This window comes from Achromobacter mucicolens, from assembly GCF_029866465.1.
GTDB lineage: Bacteria > Pseudomonadota > Gammaproteobacteria > Burkholderiales > Burkholderiaceae_B > Achromobacter > Achromobacter mucicolens.
Map to the genome: position 1 here is coordinate 5,105,109 of NZ_CP123364.1, position 16,199 is coordinate 5,121,307.

9 protein-coding genes are annotated in these 16,199 nt (G+C 64.0%); 4 read left to right on the forward strand and 5 right to left on the reverse strand.

Annotated features, from left to right (window positions below):
* Positions 1–13 precede the first annotated feature (13 nt).
* The 4 genes from QEP15_RS23225 to QEP15_RS23240 all read left to right on the forward strand — a co-directional run bounded on the left by QEP15_RS23225 (position 14) and on the right by QEP15_RS23240 (position 6,089).
* Positions 14–3,229: an efflux RND transporter permease subunit gene (locus QEP15_RS23225; RefSeq protein ID WP_152382760.1), complete on the forward strand. Its 3,216-nt coding sequence runs from the start codon at positions 14–16 to the stop codon at positions 3,227–3,229.
* A gap of 67 nt (positions 3,230–3,296) precedes the next feature.
* Positions 3,297–4,778 (forward strand): efflux transporter outer membrane subunit, encoded by a 1,482-nt coding sequence (locus tag QEP15_RS23230; RefSeq protein WP_425285970.1) that lies wholly within the window; start codon positions 3,297–3,299, stop codon positions 4,776–4,778.
* A gap of 424 nt (positions 4,779–5,202) precedes the next feature.
* Positions 5,203–5,721 carry an Hcp family type VI secretion system effector gene (locus tag QEP15_RS23235; RefSeq protein WP_063954754.1) on the forward strand — a complete coding sequence of 173 codons (519 nt, stop codon included), beginning with the start codon at positions 5,203–5,205 and terminating at the stop codon, positions 5,719–5,721.
* Between the two features lie 110 nt (positions 5,722–5,831).
* Positions 5,832–6,089: a PAAR domain-containing protein gene (locus QEP15_RS23240; RefSeq protein WP_280148164.1), complete on the forward strand. Its 258-nt coding sequence runs from the start codon at positions 5,832–5,834 to the stop codon at positions 6,087–6,089.
* A 48-nt stretch (positions 6,090–6,137) separates the two neighbouring features.
* Here the strand turns inward: QEP15_RS23240 and tssM are convergent, their stop codons facing one another.
* The 5 genes from tssM to tssH are packed head-to-tail and all read right to left on the reverse strand — an operon-like array spanning position 6,138 to position 16,158.
* Positions 6,138–9,905: a type VI secretion system membrane subunit TssM gene (gene tssM / locus QEP15_RS23245; RefSeq protein ID WP_280148165.1), complete on the reverse strand. Its 3,768-nt coding sequence runs from the start codon at positions 9,903–9,905 to the stop codon at positions 6,138–6,140.
* Positions 9,898–11,346 carry a type VI secretion system protein TssA gene (tssA, locus tag QEP15_RS23250; RefSeq protein ID WP_152382764.1) on the reverse strand — a complete coding sequence of 483 codons (1,449 nt, stop codon included), beginning with the start codon at positions 11,344–11,346 and terminating at the stop codon, positions 9,898–9,900. Before tssA ends, tssM begins: the two co-directional genes overlap by 8 nt.
* Entirely contained in the window at positions 11,343–12,023 is a 681-nt protein-coding gene (vasI, locus tag QEP15_RS23255) for a type VI secretion system-associated protein VasI (RefSeq protein ID WP_217618252.1), read from the reverse strand. The genes tssA and vasI overlap by 4 nt, the downstream gene beginning before the upstream one ends.
* A complete protein-coding gene (locus tag QEP15_RS23260) occupies positions 12,020–13,582 on the reverse strand; it encodes a sigma 54-interacting transcriptional regulator (protein ID WP_217618251.1) in 1,563 nt (520 codons plus the stop codon). The genes vasI and QEP15_RS23260 overlap by 4 nt, the downstream gene beginning before the upstream one ends.
* The gene (gene tssH, locus QEP15_RS23265; protein WP_152382766.1) at positions 13,582–16,158 is read right to left on the reverse strand and encodes a type VI secretion system ATPase TssH; all 2,577 of its coding nucleotides are present in this window, start codon (positions 16,156–16,158) and stop codon (positions 13,582–13,584) included. The genes QEP15_RS23260 and tssH overlap by 1 nt, the downstream gene beginning before the upstream one ends.
* Between the last annotated feature and the right edge of the window lie 41 nt (positions 16,159–16,199).

A 16,199-nucleotide genomic window follows, 5' to 3' on the forward strand; every position in this document is an offset into this window, starting at 1 on the left:
AACGAGAACGTTTATGAATATCTCGAAATTCTTCATCGACCGGCCGATCTTCGCCGGCGTCCTATCGATCCTGGTGCTGCTGGCGGGCCTGTTGGCCATGTTCCAGCTGCCCATCTCCGAATACCCGGAAGTCGTGCCGCCGTCGGTCGTGGTGCGCGCGCAGTACCCGGGCGCCAACCCCAAGGTCATCGCCGAAACCGTCGCCTCGCCGCTGGAAGAATCCATCAACGGCGTGGAGAACATGCTGTACATGCAGTCGCAGGCCAATAGCGACGGCAACCTGACGCTGACGGTGAACTTCAAGCTGGGCGTGGACCCGGACAAGGCGCAGCAGCTGGTGCAGAACCGCGTGTCGCAGGCGCTGCCGCGCCTGCCGCCGGACGTGCAGCGCCTGGGCGTGACCACGGCCAAGAGCTCGCCCACGCTGACGCTGGTGGTCCACCTGATCTCGCCCAACGACCGCTACGACATCACGTACCTGCGCAACTACGCGATCCTGAACGTGAAGGACCGCCTGTCGCGCATCACGGGCGTGGGTGAAGTCACGGTGTGGGGCTCGGGCAACTACTCCATGCGCGTGTGGCTCGATCCGCAGAAGGTCGCCCAGCGCGGCATGACCGCGTCCGAAGTCGTCAACGCGATCCGCGAGCAGAACGTGCAGGTCGCGGCCGGCGTGATCGGCGCCTCGCCCACGCAGGGCGACGTGCCGCTGCAGCTGAACGTGAACGCACGCGGCCGCCTGCAGACTGAAGACGAATTCCGCGACATCATCCTGAAGACTTCGCCGGACGGCGCGGTCACGCACCTGTCCGACGTGGCGCGTGTTGAGCTGGACGCGCAGGAATACGGCCTGCGCTCGCTCTTGAACAACAAGCAGGCGGTGGGCATGGGCATCATGCAATCACCGGGCGCTAACGCGCTGGACGTGTCCAGCCAGGTGCGCGCGGCGATGGCCGAGCTTGCCCAGGATTTCCCGCCGGGCGTGGAATACCGCATCGAATACGACCCCACGCAGTTCGTGCGTTCCAGTATCGAAGCCGTCGTGCACACGCTGCTCGAAGCCATCGCGCTGGTCGTGCTGGTGGTTATCCTGTTCCTGCAGACCTGGCGCGCGTCCATCATTCCGCTGCTGGCGGTGCCAGTGTCCATCGTCGGCACGTTCGCGCTCTTGCTGATGTTCGGCTACTCCATCAACGCGCTGTCGCTGTTCGGCATGGTGCTGGCCATCGGGATCGTGGTGGACGATGCCATCGTGGTGGTCGAGAACGTCGAGCGCAACATCGCGGCGGGCTTGAGTCCGCGCGATGCGACCTATCGCGCCATGCGCGAGGTCAGCGGTCCCATCATCGCCATCGCGCTAACGCTGTGCGCCGTGTTCGTGCCCCTGGCCTTCATGACGGGCCTGACCGGCCAGTTCTACAAGCAGTTCGCCATGACCATCGCCATCTCGACGGTGATCTCGGCCTTCAACTCGCTGACCCTGTCGCCCGCCCTGTCGGCCCTGCTGCTCAAGAGCCACCACGACAAGCCCGACTGGCTGACCCGCGGCATGAATCGCGTCTTCGGCCGCTTCTTCAACTGGTTCAACAACATGTTCGGCCGCGCGTCCGAGTCCTACGGCACGGGCGTGGCCAGCGTCATCCGCCGCAAGGCCGGCGCAATGGGCGTCTATGCCGTGCTGGTCGCCGCGACCCTCGGCGTGTCGTACCTGGTGCCCGGCGGCTTCGTGCCCGCGCAGGACAAGCAGTACCTGATCGGCTTCACGCAGTTGCCCAACGGCGCCTCGCTGGATCGCACCGAAGACGTGATCCGCCGCATGAGCGACATCGCCCTGAAGGAACCCGGCGTGCAGTCGGCCATTGCCTTCCCGGGCCTGTCGATCAACGGCTTCACCAACAGCTCCAGCGCGGGCATCGTGTTCGTCACGCTCAAGCCGTTCGGCGAACGTCACGGCGCCGAACTGTCCGGCAACGCCATCGCGGCCTCGCTGAACCAGAAGTTCGCAGCCATCCAGGATTCGTTCATCGCCGTGTTCCCGCCGCCGCCCGTCATGGGCTTGGGCACCCTGGGCGGCTTCAAGCTCCAGCTGGAAGACCGCGCGGCGCTGGGCTACGCCGAACTGGACAAGGCCAAGCAGGCCTTCCTGGAAAAGGCGCGTCAGACGCCCGAATTGGGCCCCACGTTCTCCAGCTACGAGATCAACGTCCCGCAGCTTGACGTGGACCTGGACCGCGTCAAGGCCAAGCAGCTGGGCGTGCCGGTGACCGAAGTCTTCGACACCATGCAGATCTACCTGGGCTCCATGTACGTCAACGACTTCAACCGCTTTGGCCGCGTGTTCCAGGTGCGTGCGCAGGCCGACGCGCCGTTCCGCGCGCACGCCGACGACATCCTGCAACTGAAGACCCGCAACGCCGCCGGCGACATGGTGCCGCTGTCCTCGCTGGTCACGGTCAAGCAGACCTTCGGCCCGGAAATGGTCGTGCGCTACAACGGCTACACCGCCGCCGACATCAACGGCGGACCGGCCCCCGGCTTCTCGTCCGACCAGGCGCAGGCCGCGGCCGAACGCGTCGCCGCCGAAACCCTGCCGCGTGGCGTCAAGTTCGAATGGACCGACCTCACGTACCAGCAGATCCTGGCGGGCAACGCCGGCCTCTGGGTGTTCCCGATCAGCGTGCTGCTCGTGTTCCTGGTGCTGGCCGCGCTGTATGAAAGCCTGACCCTGCCGCTGGCCGTGATCCTGATCGTGCCGATGAGCATCCTGGCGGCGCTGACCGGCGTCTACCTGACCGGCAACGACAACAACATCTTCACGCAGATTGGCCTGATGGTGCTGGTGGGGCTGTCGGCAAAGAACGCGATTCTGATCGTGGAGTTCGCCCGAGAGCTCGAAATGAACGGGCGCACGCCGCTCGAAGCCGCCATCGAGGCCAGCCGCCTGCGTCTGCGTCCCATCCTGATGACGTCCATCGCGTTCATCATGGGCGTGGTGCCGCTGGTGCTGTCGTCGGGCGCCGGCTCCGAGATGCGCCACGCCATGGGTGTCGCCGTGTTCTTCGGCATGCTGGGCGTGACCCTGTTCGGCCTGTTCCTCACGCCGGTGTTCTATGTCCTGCTGCGTTCGCTCGGCGGCAAGAAGCTGCACTCGGCCGCGCCGCACGAAGCGCCCGTCTGCGTGCCGCACATCGACCCGAACGCGCCGCCCGCCCCGCAACACCACGCGTAGGCCGGCAAACCAGAGTAGCCAGCGCGTCCTGTCCAGTGGGATGGGACGCGCGCCAAAGAGAAACGTCATGATGATGAAAAGACTGACCCGAGGATCCGCCCTGCTCGCCCTGCTGCTGGTGCTGGCCGGCTGCGCGGTGGGTCCCACCTACGAGCGGCCCTCGGCCGACACGCCGGCGGCCTTCAAGGAAGCCGCCCTGCCCGCATCCGAAGCCGGCACGTGGAAGCCCGCCGAGCCGTCCGAAGACGCGCTGCGCGGCGCCTGGTGGAAAGTGTTCGGCGACGAAGGCCTGAACCAGCTCGAAGAGGAAGCCCAGCGCGCCAACCAGGACCTGCAGGCCGCCGCGGCCCGGCTGACGCAAGCGCGCGCCCTGCAGCGCGAAGCGCGTTCCGGCTTTTTCCCCAGCCTGGACGCCGGCTTCGGCCCCAACCGCCAACGCCCGTCGGCCGTGTCGCAAGGCCTGCCCGACGGCACGTCCACATCGCCCGTCACCACGTGGCGCGCCCAAGGCACCGTATCCTACGAGGCCGACCTCTTCGGCCGCGTCGCATCGACCGTGGACGCCGCCACCGCCGACGCGCAGCAAAGCGAAGCGCTGTACCGCTCGGTGCTGCTGGCCCTGCAGGCCGACGTCGCCACCACCTACTTCCTGGTGCGCGAACAGGACGCCGAATCGCGTCTTTACCACCAGACCGTCAAGCTGCGCACGGATACGCTGCAACTCATCCAGCGCCGGTATGACGCCGGCGACATCAGTGAACTGGATCTCGCGCGCGCCAAGGCTGAACTCGCGTCGGCGCAATCCGAGGCCCTGGGCATCGACCGCCGCCGCGCCACCGCCGAACACGCGCTGGCCGTGCTGCTGGGCCGCGCCCCGTCGGAATTCACGATGCCGCCGCAGCCCATCGAACAGATCGCGCTGACCATCCCCGCCGGCCTGCCGTCCACGCTGCTCGAACGCCGCCCCGACATCGCCGCCGCCGAACGCGCCATGGCCGCCGCCAACGCCCGCGTCGGCGCCGCCAAGTCCGCGTTCTTCCCGCGCCTGGACATCACCGGCGCCTTCGGCTACGAGTCCTCGGAACTGGGCAACCTCTTCCAATGGTCCAGCCGCACGTTCCTGCTGGGCCCCCTGGTCGGCGCCGCCCTGTCCATGCCCATCTTCGACGGCGGCCGCCGCCAGGCCGGCCTGGACCGCGCCCGCGCCGTCTACGAGGAAGACGTCGCCGTCTACCGCCAGACCGTCCTGAACGCGTTCCGCGAGGTCGAAGACAACCTGGCCAACCTGCGCATTCTCGCTGACCAGACCAAGGCCCAGAACGCAGCCGTAGAAGCCGCCGCCCGCGCCGCAAAGCTCTCGCATACGCAGTACCGCGAAGGTTCCATCAGCTACCTCGACGTGATCGAAGCCGACCGCAGCGTCCTCCTGCAACAGCGCGTCTCGGTCCAATTGACCGGCGAACAGGCCCGCTCGACAGTGGGACTGATCCGCGCCATCGGCGGCGGCTGGGAGAATCCGGTGCCGCCGGAGAAGGTGGCGGCGAAGTAAGCGTGGCGCGGCAGCAGCACCTGCTCGTGTCAGGTGTCTGGCGCCCGCATGGCAAACCCGTTAACTGCGACGGGGGCTCCTGCGGTGTCGGACACCTGACCGGCGACGTCGCGCCATGAGATGACCGAGCCAGATTTGGCCCGCCCAAGCCAAATCTGGCCTGAATTTCTTTTTTTGTTTTCAACGACTTAATGAAACCGAGCCACACATGGCTCGACATTGCGGGCGAGAAAAACACTTTCCGTTATTTTTGGCAATCCAAGACGAAGCGGCGACGCACGCAAATGCAGATAAGCAATTGAAAACAAAGCATAAACATGCGTGGAAGCCCAAACTGGCACGGACTTTGCATTGAAGGTTGAGCCATCGCCGATGGCACAAGGGCCGATCAGACCCTTTCGCAACCTTTACAGGAATCCAGCAAATGCCGACTCCCGCCTATATCAGCATCCAGGGCAAGACGCAGGGCAACATCACCCAAGGCGCGTTCACTGCCGACTCCGTGGGCAACGTGTACCAGGAAGGTCATGAAGATCAGATCCTGGTTCAGGAAATCGAACACCTGATCGCCACGCCGACCGACCCGCAAAGCGGCCAGCCGTCGGGTCAGCGCGTCCACAAGCCCTTCGTGTTCACGGCGCCCCTGAACAAGGCCACCCCGTTGATGTATCAGGCCCTGGCCTCAGGCGAAATGCTGCCGGAAGTCGAGGTGAAGTGGTATCGCACCTCGACCGAAGGCAAGCAGGAGCACTTCTTCACCACCAAGCTCGAAGACGCCACCATCGTCAACATCAACACGGCGCTACCGCACGCGCAAGACCCGAGCAAGGCCGAGTACACCCAGCTGGTCAAGGTCGCCATGGCCTATCGCAAGATCACCTGGACCCACGCCATCGCCGGCACTGAGGCCTCGGACGACTGGCGCAAGCCGCAAGAAGCCTGATCCCGGGCTTCTGAGCATGGCCGGCGCATCGCGCGCCGGTCGTGCGGTAAGCCCCGGGATGCCGCGTCCCTCTCCCTCACCTCAAGCCATCTCATTTCAGGAATCCCAGCGTGAGACCCATTGTTCTTGTTGGACACCGGCACAGCTGCCCGCTCCATGGCAACGGCACGGTCGTCACCGGCGCAAGCGAAGCCATGGTCGATGGACGCGCCGTGGCGCGCATCGGCGACCGCATCAGTTGCGGCGCCATCATTCAAACGGGCTCGCCCGGCACGATCATCGAAGGACAACCAGCAGCACGCCAAGGCGACCGAACCAGCCATGGCGGCACACTCGTAGAGGGCGAAGCCGGCTGGCTGGTGGAGTAACCCACATCCTTTCGGATGGCAGGAGCGCTCTATCAGCGCCCTGCCTCCTCACCGCAGATTTGACCGTTGCGCGCTCCGCGCCAATGGCACCTGCCGCGCACGTTGCGCCGGCGTCGCCGCGCCCGAGGCGTGCCCCTGAACCCCATCCTCCAGAAGCGTCTGCGGCAAGGCAAAGCCCTTGAACAGCGGCTGGGTGAACGGATTATTGGCCTTCTCGGTACTGATGCGGTAACGCATGCCGCCGTCCGGGGCGGCGAAGCTGATGTCCACGCTAGTGCTGGTGGCGCCGTTGAGCCGAGCTTGGCTGAGCAGGCGGTAAAGCGACCATGGACCGCGATAACTCAGCGCGCTGCTGCTCCCCCCCGCGTGCACCAACGTCATGCGGCTTTCATTGCTGGACGCCAGTGTGTTCGGCCAGATCAGTGCCGTGCTGGTGGTAGGACCGTGGTTATAGCTGACCAACTGGCCTTCCACGCTCAGCGAGCTGCTGCGTTTGCTTGGCGCCATGCCCAGCGGCTCGACGTGGAACTGCACGCCCAACGACCCGCGGCTGTTGAAGAAGGCGTCTCGGATCCTTTCCGCGGCCTCAAGCTGAGTCAACACGTCCGCTCGCACCAGATAACCGCCCAGGCTCTCGGAATACAGCGCCTCCAGATTGTCCTCGATGAACAGGTTCAGATACTTTTCGCGGAACTGCTGCAGGCGCCCCTGCGGACCGAAAAACGCCGTAAAGTCGTCCAGCGCCACTTCCTCACGGCTGGTTGGATTGAACGGATAACGGTTCGCCAGACGCTCGCGGTAGAACCGATACACATCGATATCCCAGCGGCGCTCCAGTTCTCGCAAGGCTTCTACCAAAATGACCCGCGAGGACTCATTGGCCAGCTTGCCTACCTGGCGGTTCAAGGGCTCCGGCAGGCCGGCCGCAATGCGTTGCAGATTGCTGATGGGATCGGGCCCCTTCAGCCCGAAACGCTCCAGCACCACACCAAGCGCCGACTTGCCGCGATCGGGGCTGTCGTGCACCGTGCGCACCTTGTCCTGCACGCTTGAAATTGCCACCAAGGTCTCGTCCAGATAGGACGCCCGATCCCCCTTGGCCTGCAGCAGTTGGCTCATGGGTGCAAACGCGCGAGAGATGCCGAGAATCGGCCCGGCTTCCTGCGCATCCTTGTCGGCGGCCGCCCTGTCCGTCACGCCCGCAACTTGCGCAGGCGTGGCGCCCTTGCTTGCGAGCGCGGAAACGCCCGCTGCCGGTGTATCGCCAAACTCACTGTTGTCGCGCACCGTTTCCACCAGCCGGCGCAACGGCGCCGCAGGACTGGTCACCGTGCCCAGGACATTGACCGCCTCGGCCAGGTCGTGAAAGTCGCGCACCTCAAGCTGATTCAGGTTGCGTTGCCACGTGTCGATGTAGTCGCGGCCATAGATGGCCTGGATTCGTTCGGCCAGCGCGCGCTTGTCGGCCTGCGAATAATCGATGTTGCGCCGCTCCCCCAACGCCCATTGATCGATCATCGCCAGCTCGGTCAGATCCTGGCTGTGCGGCGCAAAGTAGCCGTGGAATCCCTTGGCCGTCAACAGCGCGTCGATGCGGCCGTCGGACACATGCTCCAGCGCCCCTTCCTTGTCCAAGCCCGTGGGCTGATAGACGACGTCAAAGGCCGGTCCGATCTCGTTGCGCAGGTCGAGCGGCGACCTCAGGGTGTCACCCGCTTGACGGCGCATGGTCATGTAAACGCGCTGCGGCAGCGGGATCTGCCGCAGGTCGCGCTGCACGACCGACACGCGCTCATGAAACTGAGGCAACTCGGTATCGGCATACTTCATCGCGTAATCCAGGTGTCGCATCAACGCGCGCTGCACCTTGTCCTCGCCGGGAAAAGCCTGGGCCCATTGATGCCCCATCCAACGCTCCACGACCGGCGGCCGGCGGTTGGGGCGGTCTTCGATCATGCGGTACACCCGCAACGCTTCGAGCTGCGCATCGCTGTCCACCACCGTCCCGTCAAGATGCTCCATCACGCCATCGGCGAGCGCCGGCAGAAATCGTTGAGACAGCAGCGTGAGATAGGCCTGATCCACTTTAGGCCCAATCTTCCATCCCTGATAAAGGCCCATGTCTGCCACAAACGGCCACGCCTCGCGGTGATCGCCATAAACCGCCACCGCGCTGCTAATCTGGTCCAGCGGCTGAAGCAGATTGCGGCCAGTCGTATCCAGCTTGCCGTCGATGGCGTGGGCGCTGAAGGCGCGGCTGCGCTCCAGCACGCTCATCGCCTTGTCCCGGTTCACGCCGTAGTAGTGATACCAGCCACCAATAAGGACTGCGCTTCCCAGCGACGCCGCACAGAAGCGCAATGCCAACGCCCGCCTTTTTTCCGCCCGCACGCGCGGGTTATCGCCGGCAAGACCAGCTTCGGGGTAGACGACACGCTGGAACAGTTGCTGGGCGAAGTACACCATGGCGCGGCCGCTGGGGTGCGCGGTCGGTACCGGCTCACGGATATCGTAGTTTTGCGACGAAGATGACAAAAAGGCGTTGGTCAGCACACCTTGCTGGAAGACCGACGACAGAAACACGCCGCGCGGCAATGCCGGCGTGAGATATCGGTCGCTGCCCAACACATCGGTCAGAAACTCCATCAAGAGCGCCCGCATGCCGGTCAGCTGCCGGGCCAGCGAATAGAGGGCTTCGCGCTGGCTCAGTTCGCGCACATCCGCCAACGCATCGAAGACCTGCTCATTGAGGCGCTTGAGGAACTCATCGTATTGCGCGCCGAGTTCGTCGCGCCAGGCGTCGTAACGCTGAACAGCGTCGAGCGTAAACGTAAAGCCGAAGATGTCCTCGCGCACGGACTTGGTTAGCCGGGAAAACAGCGGCTCGAAGCCTTCGAGCAGGTCGAACTTGCTCAACACGACATACAAAGGAGGCCGGGTACCAAGTTGACGCGTGAGTTCGGCCAGCCGGGCCCGCAACAACGAAGCCAGCGCCTTGCGGTCGCTGGGCTGCTGATTGAGCAAGGTCACCAGGCTGACAATCAGCACGACGCCGTTGAGCGGCCGGCGGCTGCGACTTCGCCCCAGCCAGCCTACGAAACTTTCCCACAGGCGGGGATGCAGGTCCTCGGGCAAGCGCGGGCGTTCGGCAACCGCTCCGGTTGGCGATTTTTCATTGTCCTCGGAAGCGGCAGCCTGTCCCAGGTGTCCCGGAATCTGAGGCTGGCTGATCAGTTCGCCAGGCGGATCGATCAGCACAGCATGATCGCCTATCCACCAATCGATCCGATAGATCCTGTCGACGTCTGCCTCCAGCCGTTGGCTGCCCGCCTTGACCTCGCCGGTCAGCGAGAAAGTCTGGCTGGACCGGTTGATGAAACTGGTCTTTCCGGCGTTCTCCTGCCCCAGCACGAGATACCAGGGCAATTGATAGAGCGCGTTGCGGCCTTTCAGGTTGGCCTGCAGCAGGCCGAGACTCTTTTCCAGATCGCGTTCCTGGGCTTGCACGTGCCGCAAGCAGGGATCGTCTTCTTGCTGCTGCGCTTGGGCCCGCTCTGCTTCCAACGCCACGTTCCGCCTGCGCAGCCCAATAGCCCACACCAGCAACGGCAGCACCAGCACCACGAGCGCTGCCATTAGGCGGGCGGCGACACTGGCCAGAGGCTGGTATTCGTCCACCGTCCACAGGGGGCCCAGCCACCAAATAGCTGCCAGGGCAATCACCAGCATCATCAGCAACGCCAAGGGCAAACCCTGCTTTGTCCACCTCAGTATGGGCTGGCCATAACGTTTCACCTTCGACCAAATCTTAAACATGAGGTTGCTCCATTTTCTTGCATTCGATTTCGGTGTGCAGATGCCGCTCCAGCAGACCGAACAAACTCGGCTCCCACTGCGCTGCGGTCGCGCCTTGCATGATCTGATGTGCCCGCGCGTAAAGCCCATCTGCCAGCCACGCCAGACCGCGGGCGCCTAGCAATTCGGCTGCGATCGCGATGACATGGCAACCATGCCGCGGATCGGCGGATGCCTTCTGAAGAGTGTCCAGACGCCTGAGCATCGATTCCACACCCGTCGCTTCCAGCGCCTCGCGCAACTCGTCACGCAGCACGGGATACTCATGTCCGCCGCCTAGCCTGGTGCTAGCGTCATCAGCGCCGCTGATCCAGGCCTGCGTCTCGCCATCGACGAAAGCCCGGCCATCAGCGAACTGCAATTTCACAAGCGCTGGCAGTTTTGCGACAAAGCGCTCAGTGGCCTGCCGTATGGCTTCGGCGACGTTCTGCATTTCCAGTCGCCGTGCGATGCCGGCCGCTAGATAGCTGCCGCGCAGCCAATACGGTGACGAGGTGATGCTTTTCTCGACCCGTTGAAGCAGGGCCGGATCGACCGCATTGGCTCTCAGCGCATCCCAATAGGCCTCAGCGGTCTCGGCGGGAACGGCCATCAGCTCGGTCCGAAGCGTATCCTTGCGGGTCGACGGGGCAATGCTCAGGTGCGCCCAAAGGGCAAAGCGGCGCAGCAGATAACCCGTGGGGTCATAGGCATCCTGGTGGTTGATGAGGTCGGCGATGGCCAGCAGCGAGCGCCGCGTTTCGCGCTCGTTGCCCGATCCCACCGCGACAGGCGTGAAGAACGCCTCGGTGATTCCAGACGTCTGCGATGAAAGTTCGTGGTGCGCCTCGGCGAGTTCGGGCGCGCGAGTCGCTTCGGACTTCAACCTTAGCTGCGATTCCAGTCGCGTTAGCGCCGGCATGTCCAGCTTCGTTTCGCTCGCGCAGCCCTGCAGCTTGTCCAACGCCTGCTGAGCGGCTTTGTAGTATTCGTCAGCGTATCCGGCGCCGTCCAACCTGGTCAGTGCCTCGGCCAGACGCTCAAGCTGCTGGGACATCAGGCGCCGCTTGGCCAACAAGCCAGCAGCGCCAGGTTTCGGGTGGCTTTCGGTCCAGTACTGACAGCTCATGCCGGCCAATACGCCGGCCGCCTCGGCCCAGCCGCGCCAACCGCCAGCGCGCATGCGGGCGGTTGACAACTGCGCAGCAACGCGCAAATGCTTGCACTGCGATTGCAGGTACTGGCGCGAAGCGCAATCCACAAAGCCCCAATCGATGGTCGCCTCTTGCAATCCACCGAGCTTCATCATTTCGGTTTCGATGCTCTGGTAGGCGTTGTCTTCCTCGTCGAAATCTCCGGCCGGCCGATCGGGCGATATGGGCGAAAGAATGCTGTCGATATCCAGCGGGGGAAATGTGCTCACCAATGACAAGCCTCGCGTTGTTGCGCCATCAATTCATGGAGCGCTGCCGCATCGAACGTGAGCCCGTCAAACATGGCGTGGTCGCTCTCTAATTGCACCAGCTGAGCCGGCCGCGTCAGATGGCGAAGCTGCTCTATGGCGACCAGCCCGCGGCCGGCGTCGGTCACCGTGCCACCGTCCACGACCAGCCAGGGCCGGCTCGCTGTTATTTGCCTGCCATCAAGCAGCAGGCGGATGTGCACGCGGCTTACCTCGAGGGGTTGCGCCGTGATGAGTTGCAGGCGCGAGATGTTTTGCAGGCAACTTATCGCCAGCAGTGGCGGCGGCGCGCTTGCCTCCCGGGCAGGCGCGGAGATCACGACCTTGTGCTGGCCGGGTATCGCATCGTCCAAGCGCAACAGCAACATGCCGAACTGATCTGCCTTGCGGCGTGACTCGTTGCGCTGCACCAGCGCCACGATGTCCGGCACGCGTGCCAAGTCGGGCAGCGCGATCACGGGTGCTTCGGTGCCCGCAGCGGCCGCAGGGGGGGTACCCGCTTGCGCGTCGAAACAGGCAAGCCGCTCGATCGCCGACACGATAGTCTTGCAGTCACGGCCCGACGCCATCGCGCCCGATGCCGCAGCGCAGCCCGCCAGCACCGTGGCAGCAAGCAGCAACGCCCGAAATCGCTTCATATTGCTTCCTCTCCAGTCAGATTCAGATCCAGGCACTTGCGCGCCAGGGTGCGTTTGGGAATGCCCAAACTCTGCGCGGCCACACGGCGCGACCCCGCGGCCTGGCGTAGACGGTCTTCCAATAACAAGCGCTCGAACGCGGCCAGCGCTTCGGGAAGGTTGTCGGTGTGCCATAAACGCTGCAGGATGGCGTCTCCCGTCTCATCGTTCTCCGGCGCGTGCTCGCCGCGCGTCAGCTCAACCAGCCGGTTGGTCTGGATACGCTTGCCCGCAGGTGTGCGCTCTGCCGCTGCCAGCACCAAACTGCGCAGCTCCCTGACGTTGCCCGGGAAACGATGGCGCTGGAGCTGCGCCATCGCGTTGTCGGAAATTCCGGCAACCCGCCCGGGAAAGGACCGGTTGTGCTCAAGCAGAATGTTGGCCACCAGCGCCGGGATGTCTTCGAGGCGCTCGCGTAAGGGGGGAATGTGCAGCGTCAGCTGGCGAATGCGAAAGTACAGGTCTTCGCGGAACTGGCCATCCCGCACCAGATCCGCCAAGGCGCGATGGGTTGCGCAGATCAGCCGAAAGTCGGAAGGACGCTCTCGTGTCGCGCCCACTGGCCGGTATTTTTTTTCATTGAGCAGGCGCAGCAGAGTCCCCTGCAGACTCAAGGGCATATCGCCGATTTCGTCCAGAAACAGCGTGCCTCCATCGGCTTCGGCGACCAGGCCTGTCCGAGCCTGAGTCGCGCCGGTGTAGGCGCCGCGGACAGCGCCAAATAGTTCGGCCTCGATGAGATCCTTGGGAATGGCCGCGCAATTGACCGGCACAAATTTGCCCTTGCGCGCGGAGGCTTGATGTATCAGCCATGCAGCGTGGTCCTTGCCGGCGCCCGTCTCGCCTGTGACAAGCAGCGACAAGGAAGAGTCGGCGAAACGCAGCATGTCTTCGCGCAGTCGCCGTGCGGCGGGCCCGGCGCCGATGAAGCCGGCAGACAGTAGGCGGCGACGTCCTCGCGTCTCTGACTGCTGCGCCAGCATGCCCTGACGGGTCTGCGCCCGCTCGTCCGAGCCCAAGCGATCGCGCAGGCCAGTCAGCACTGCGTCAAACAACCTGCACAACTCTTGCCATGCCGGGTCTGCAGTCCATGCGTGCAGTGCGGGCGCCGCGCCGGCCAGAAGCAGCACGGCATCGGCCTTGCGGCGCGCGTCCAGAAGCGGCACGACCAGCCACGCATCAGCGGCCGCCAGCTTTTCGCGAAGCTCCTCGTACCCGCCTTCGACGCCGCACAAGCTATCAACGCGCGCGACATGACGCGTCTGACCGGTCGTCAGACAGTAAACGATGGGATTGTCCAGGTCCTGCAAGGGATAGGCCGGCAGCATATCGAGCGCCACGCCATGGCTGGCAATTGGCCGGATACTGTCTCCCGCCGTCTCCGGCCAATAGCAAACCCCGTAACGTATGCCTGGCGTGGAGCAAACGCCTGAGAAGAACCGGTCGGCCAGCGACGCAACGCCGCTGGCCTGCACCAATGTCCGTGCGAGCGCGGCGGCGCCTTGGGCACTCAAGGACATTACGCTGACTCCAGGTCTGCGTGAAAAACAGCGCCGTCCCAGCTGACCGTGGCCTGCCGGAAACGCTGCCCGCCTGCAAGATGTTTCAATACAGCCAGCGACAGCGGCGGCAACATGTCGCCATCGATGCTGGCATCCAGCAACCGCGCGCCGTTCTGGTGACGAAGGCATCGCGCCCGCAATTCATCCCGCGCGGCGGCGTCTATCATCAGTTGCGCCTGATAGCGGTCGTTGAACTGCCTTTCAAGACGCTGCAGGCGGCTCTCGACGATCTCGCCAAGGGTTTCCTCGTCCAGATACGAATACTTGACCACCTGCATGCGCGCCAGCAACGCGGGTTTGAAGAATTTCGTGAGGTGTGCCCGCAACGCATCGCTTCCGACATCGGAAAGCGAACCGCCGTCGTGATCGAACCCCAAGTTCGAGGTAAGGAAGAACAGCACGTTTTGACAGTCGATGCGCCGGCCCTCGCCATCGGCAAGCTCGCCTTTGTCGAAAGCCTGGTAGAAGATATTGAGCACCTCGGGGTGCGCCTTTTCAACTTCGTCCAGCAGGACCACGGAGTAAGGCCGCTTACGGATGGCCTCGGTCAATACGCCGCCTTCTCCATAACCGACGTACCCGGGCGGAGCGCCCAACAAGCGGGATACGGTGTGCTTCTCCTGATACTCAGACATATTGATGGTGGTCACAAACTGTTCGCCACCAAAGAGCGCGTCTGCGAGGGCCAATGCCGTCTCTGTTTTCCCCACCCCGCTCGGACCGACCAGCAGAAAGGCCCCCATCGGCGTTCCGGGCCGCCGCAGATCCGCCATTGCCGTCATCAGACGCCGGTGCAAGACGTCCAGTGAGGCGTTCTGCCCCTTGACACGCTCACGCAGCGTGTCGGGCAACTTTTCCAGCCGCCGGAACTGATCGCTACTTATGGTGGCGGCTGGAATGCCGGTCCAGTCAGCGATGACCTGTGCAATCTGCTCGGGGCCAACATCCGCATGCAGCAGCGCTCCGTCGCGCTGCAGCTCGGCCAGTTGTTCGACCATCGCTTCCAGGCGCGATGCGGAGTCTTCCTGCGAGTCACCCGCACGGAGCGCGACGATCTGGTCGATCAACACCTTTTGCTCGCGCCAGGCGGCCTGCAACTGCTCGATGGAATCGCGAATCTGTTGCCGCGTCACGTCCAGCGCCGCCAGCCTGCCGGTGTCGGGCTTTCGTCCGGCACGCGCATCGCGCCACAGCAGGTCGGCCTCGGCATCCACCTGCCTCAGCTCGTTTTCCAACCAGGCGATACGTCGCGGCGGCTCGGCCAACGCGGTCGCGACTCGGGCGCAAGCCGTATCCAGGACATCGATGGCCTTGTCCGGCAATTCGCGGCCCGAGAGATACCGGGAAGACAGGACAGCGGCAGCCTTCAGGGCATCGTCGGAAATGGTTACCTGGTGGGCGTCTTCATAGACGCCACGCAGGCCGCGCAGAATGTGTATGGCCTGCTCCACGCTGGGCGCAGCCAGCTGCACCAATTGAAACCGCCGGCTCAGCGCCGGATCCTTCTCGAAGTACTTCTTGTATTCGGACCAGGTCGTGGCGGCGATCGTGCGCAGTTCGCCGCGCGCCAGTGCGGGTTTCAACAAGTTCGCCGCATCGCTGCCGCCAGCTGCATTGCCGGCCCCGATCAGCGTGTGAGCCTCGTCGATGAACAGGATGATCGGCCGCGCCGCGTTCTCGACCTCGTCGATGACCACCTTCAGGCGTCTTTCGAACTCGCCTTTGACCGAGGCCCCCGCTTGCAGGGCGCCCAGATCCAGTCCCCACAACGTCACGTCGCGCAGCGGTGAGGGCACACGCTGCTCGACGATCCGTTGGGCCAGCCCTTCTACCACGGCGCTCTTTCCAACCCCCGCTTCGCCGACCACGATTGGATTGTTTTTGCGCCGGCGCGACAGGATGTCGATCATCAGGTCGATTTCGGCATCCCGGCACAGCACGGGATCGATGTTGCCCGCACGCGCCTGGGCGGTGAAATCGTGTCCGTACTTGCTCAACGCACTGTCAGCCCCAGCTGGCGCCGATTTATTAGATGCCGAATCCGCTTGCAGGGGCGCTTCCGAAGAGTCGGCCAGCAATACGGTGAAACGCTTGCGCAGTGTCTCCCGATTAACACCCTCGAACAGCCGCATCGACGGATAAGGCAGGTAACGAGCGGGGCTGAGCAATGCCGCCAGAAGGAGCGCTCCGGTGCGGATTTCGGCTTGTGCCAGTTCCAGTGAGCTCAGCAGCCAGGCGTCGTGCATCAACTCCAGCAGCAATGGCGAGAACGAAGGGTAGGCGTGGCCGTGCCCGCTATCGGGTTTGGGAAATGTGCTGGCAAGCGCCTCGCGCAGCGCGTCCAGGTCGACGTCCGTGTTCGCCAGAACGCAGCGAACGTCGCACTTCGGTTGATCCAGAAACTTGTACAGCAAATGGGCAACCGTGACCTCTGCCCCGTGCTGTCGAATGCACAGACTGCCGGCTTCCTCAAGTGCGTGCCGCCCGACGGCGTGCAACCTGTCAAGCAAAGCAGCCAGATCAATGGAGATCATGCCGGAATTTCCTCGTGGCCATGGGAGTTTTCACCATTTGG

Excerpts from the sequence above, each read along its gene's own strand:
- QEP15_RS23225 (WP_152382760.1), top strand. The coding sequence starts at position 14 with ATGAATATCTCGAAATTCTTCATCGACCGGCCGATCTTCGCCGGCGTC.
- QEP15_RS23230 (WP_425285970.1), top strand. The coding sequence starts at position 3,297 with ATGATGATGAAAAGACTGACCCGAGGATCCGCCCTGCTCGCCCTGCTG.
- QEP15_RS23235 (WP_063954754.1), top strand. The coding sequence starts at position 5,203 with ATGCCGACTCCCGCCTATATCAGCATCCAGGGCAAGACGCAGGGCAAC.
- tssM (WP_280148165.1), bottom strand. The coding sequence starts at position 9,905 with ATGTTTAAGATTTGGTCGAAGGTGAAACGTTATGGCCAGCCCATACTG.
- vasI (WP_217618252.1), bottom strand. The coding sequence starts at position 12,023 with ATGAAGCGATTTCGGGCGTTGCTGCTTGCTGCCACGGTGCTGGCGGGC.
- QEP15_RS23260 (WP_217618251.1), bottom strand. The coding sequence starts at position 13,582 with ATGTCCTTGAGTGCCCAAGGCGCCGCCGCGCTCGCACGGACATTGGTG.
- tssH (WP_152382766.1), bottom strand. The coding sequence starts at position 16,158 with ATGATCTCCATTGATCTGGCTGCTTTGCTTGACAGGTTGCACGCCGTC.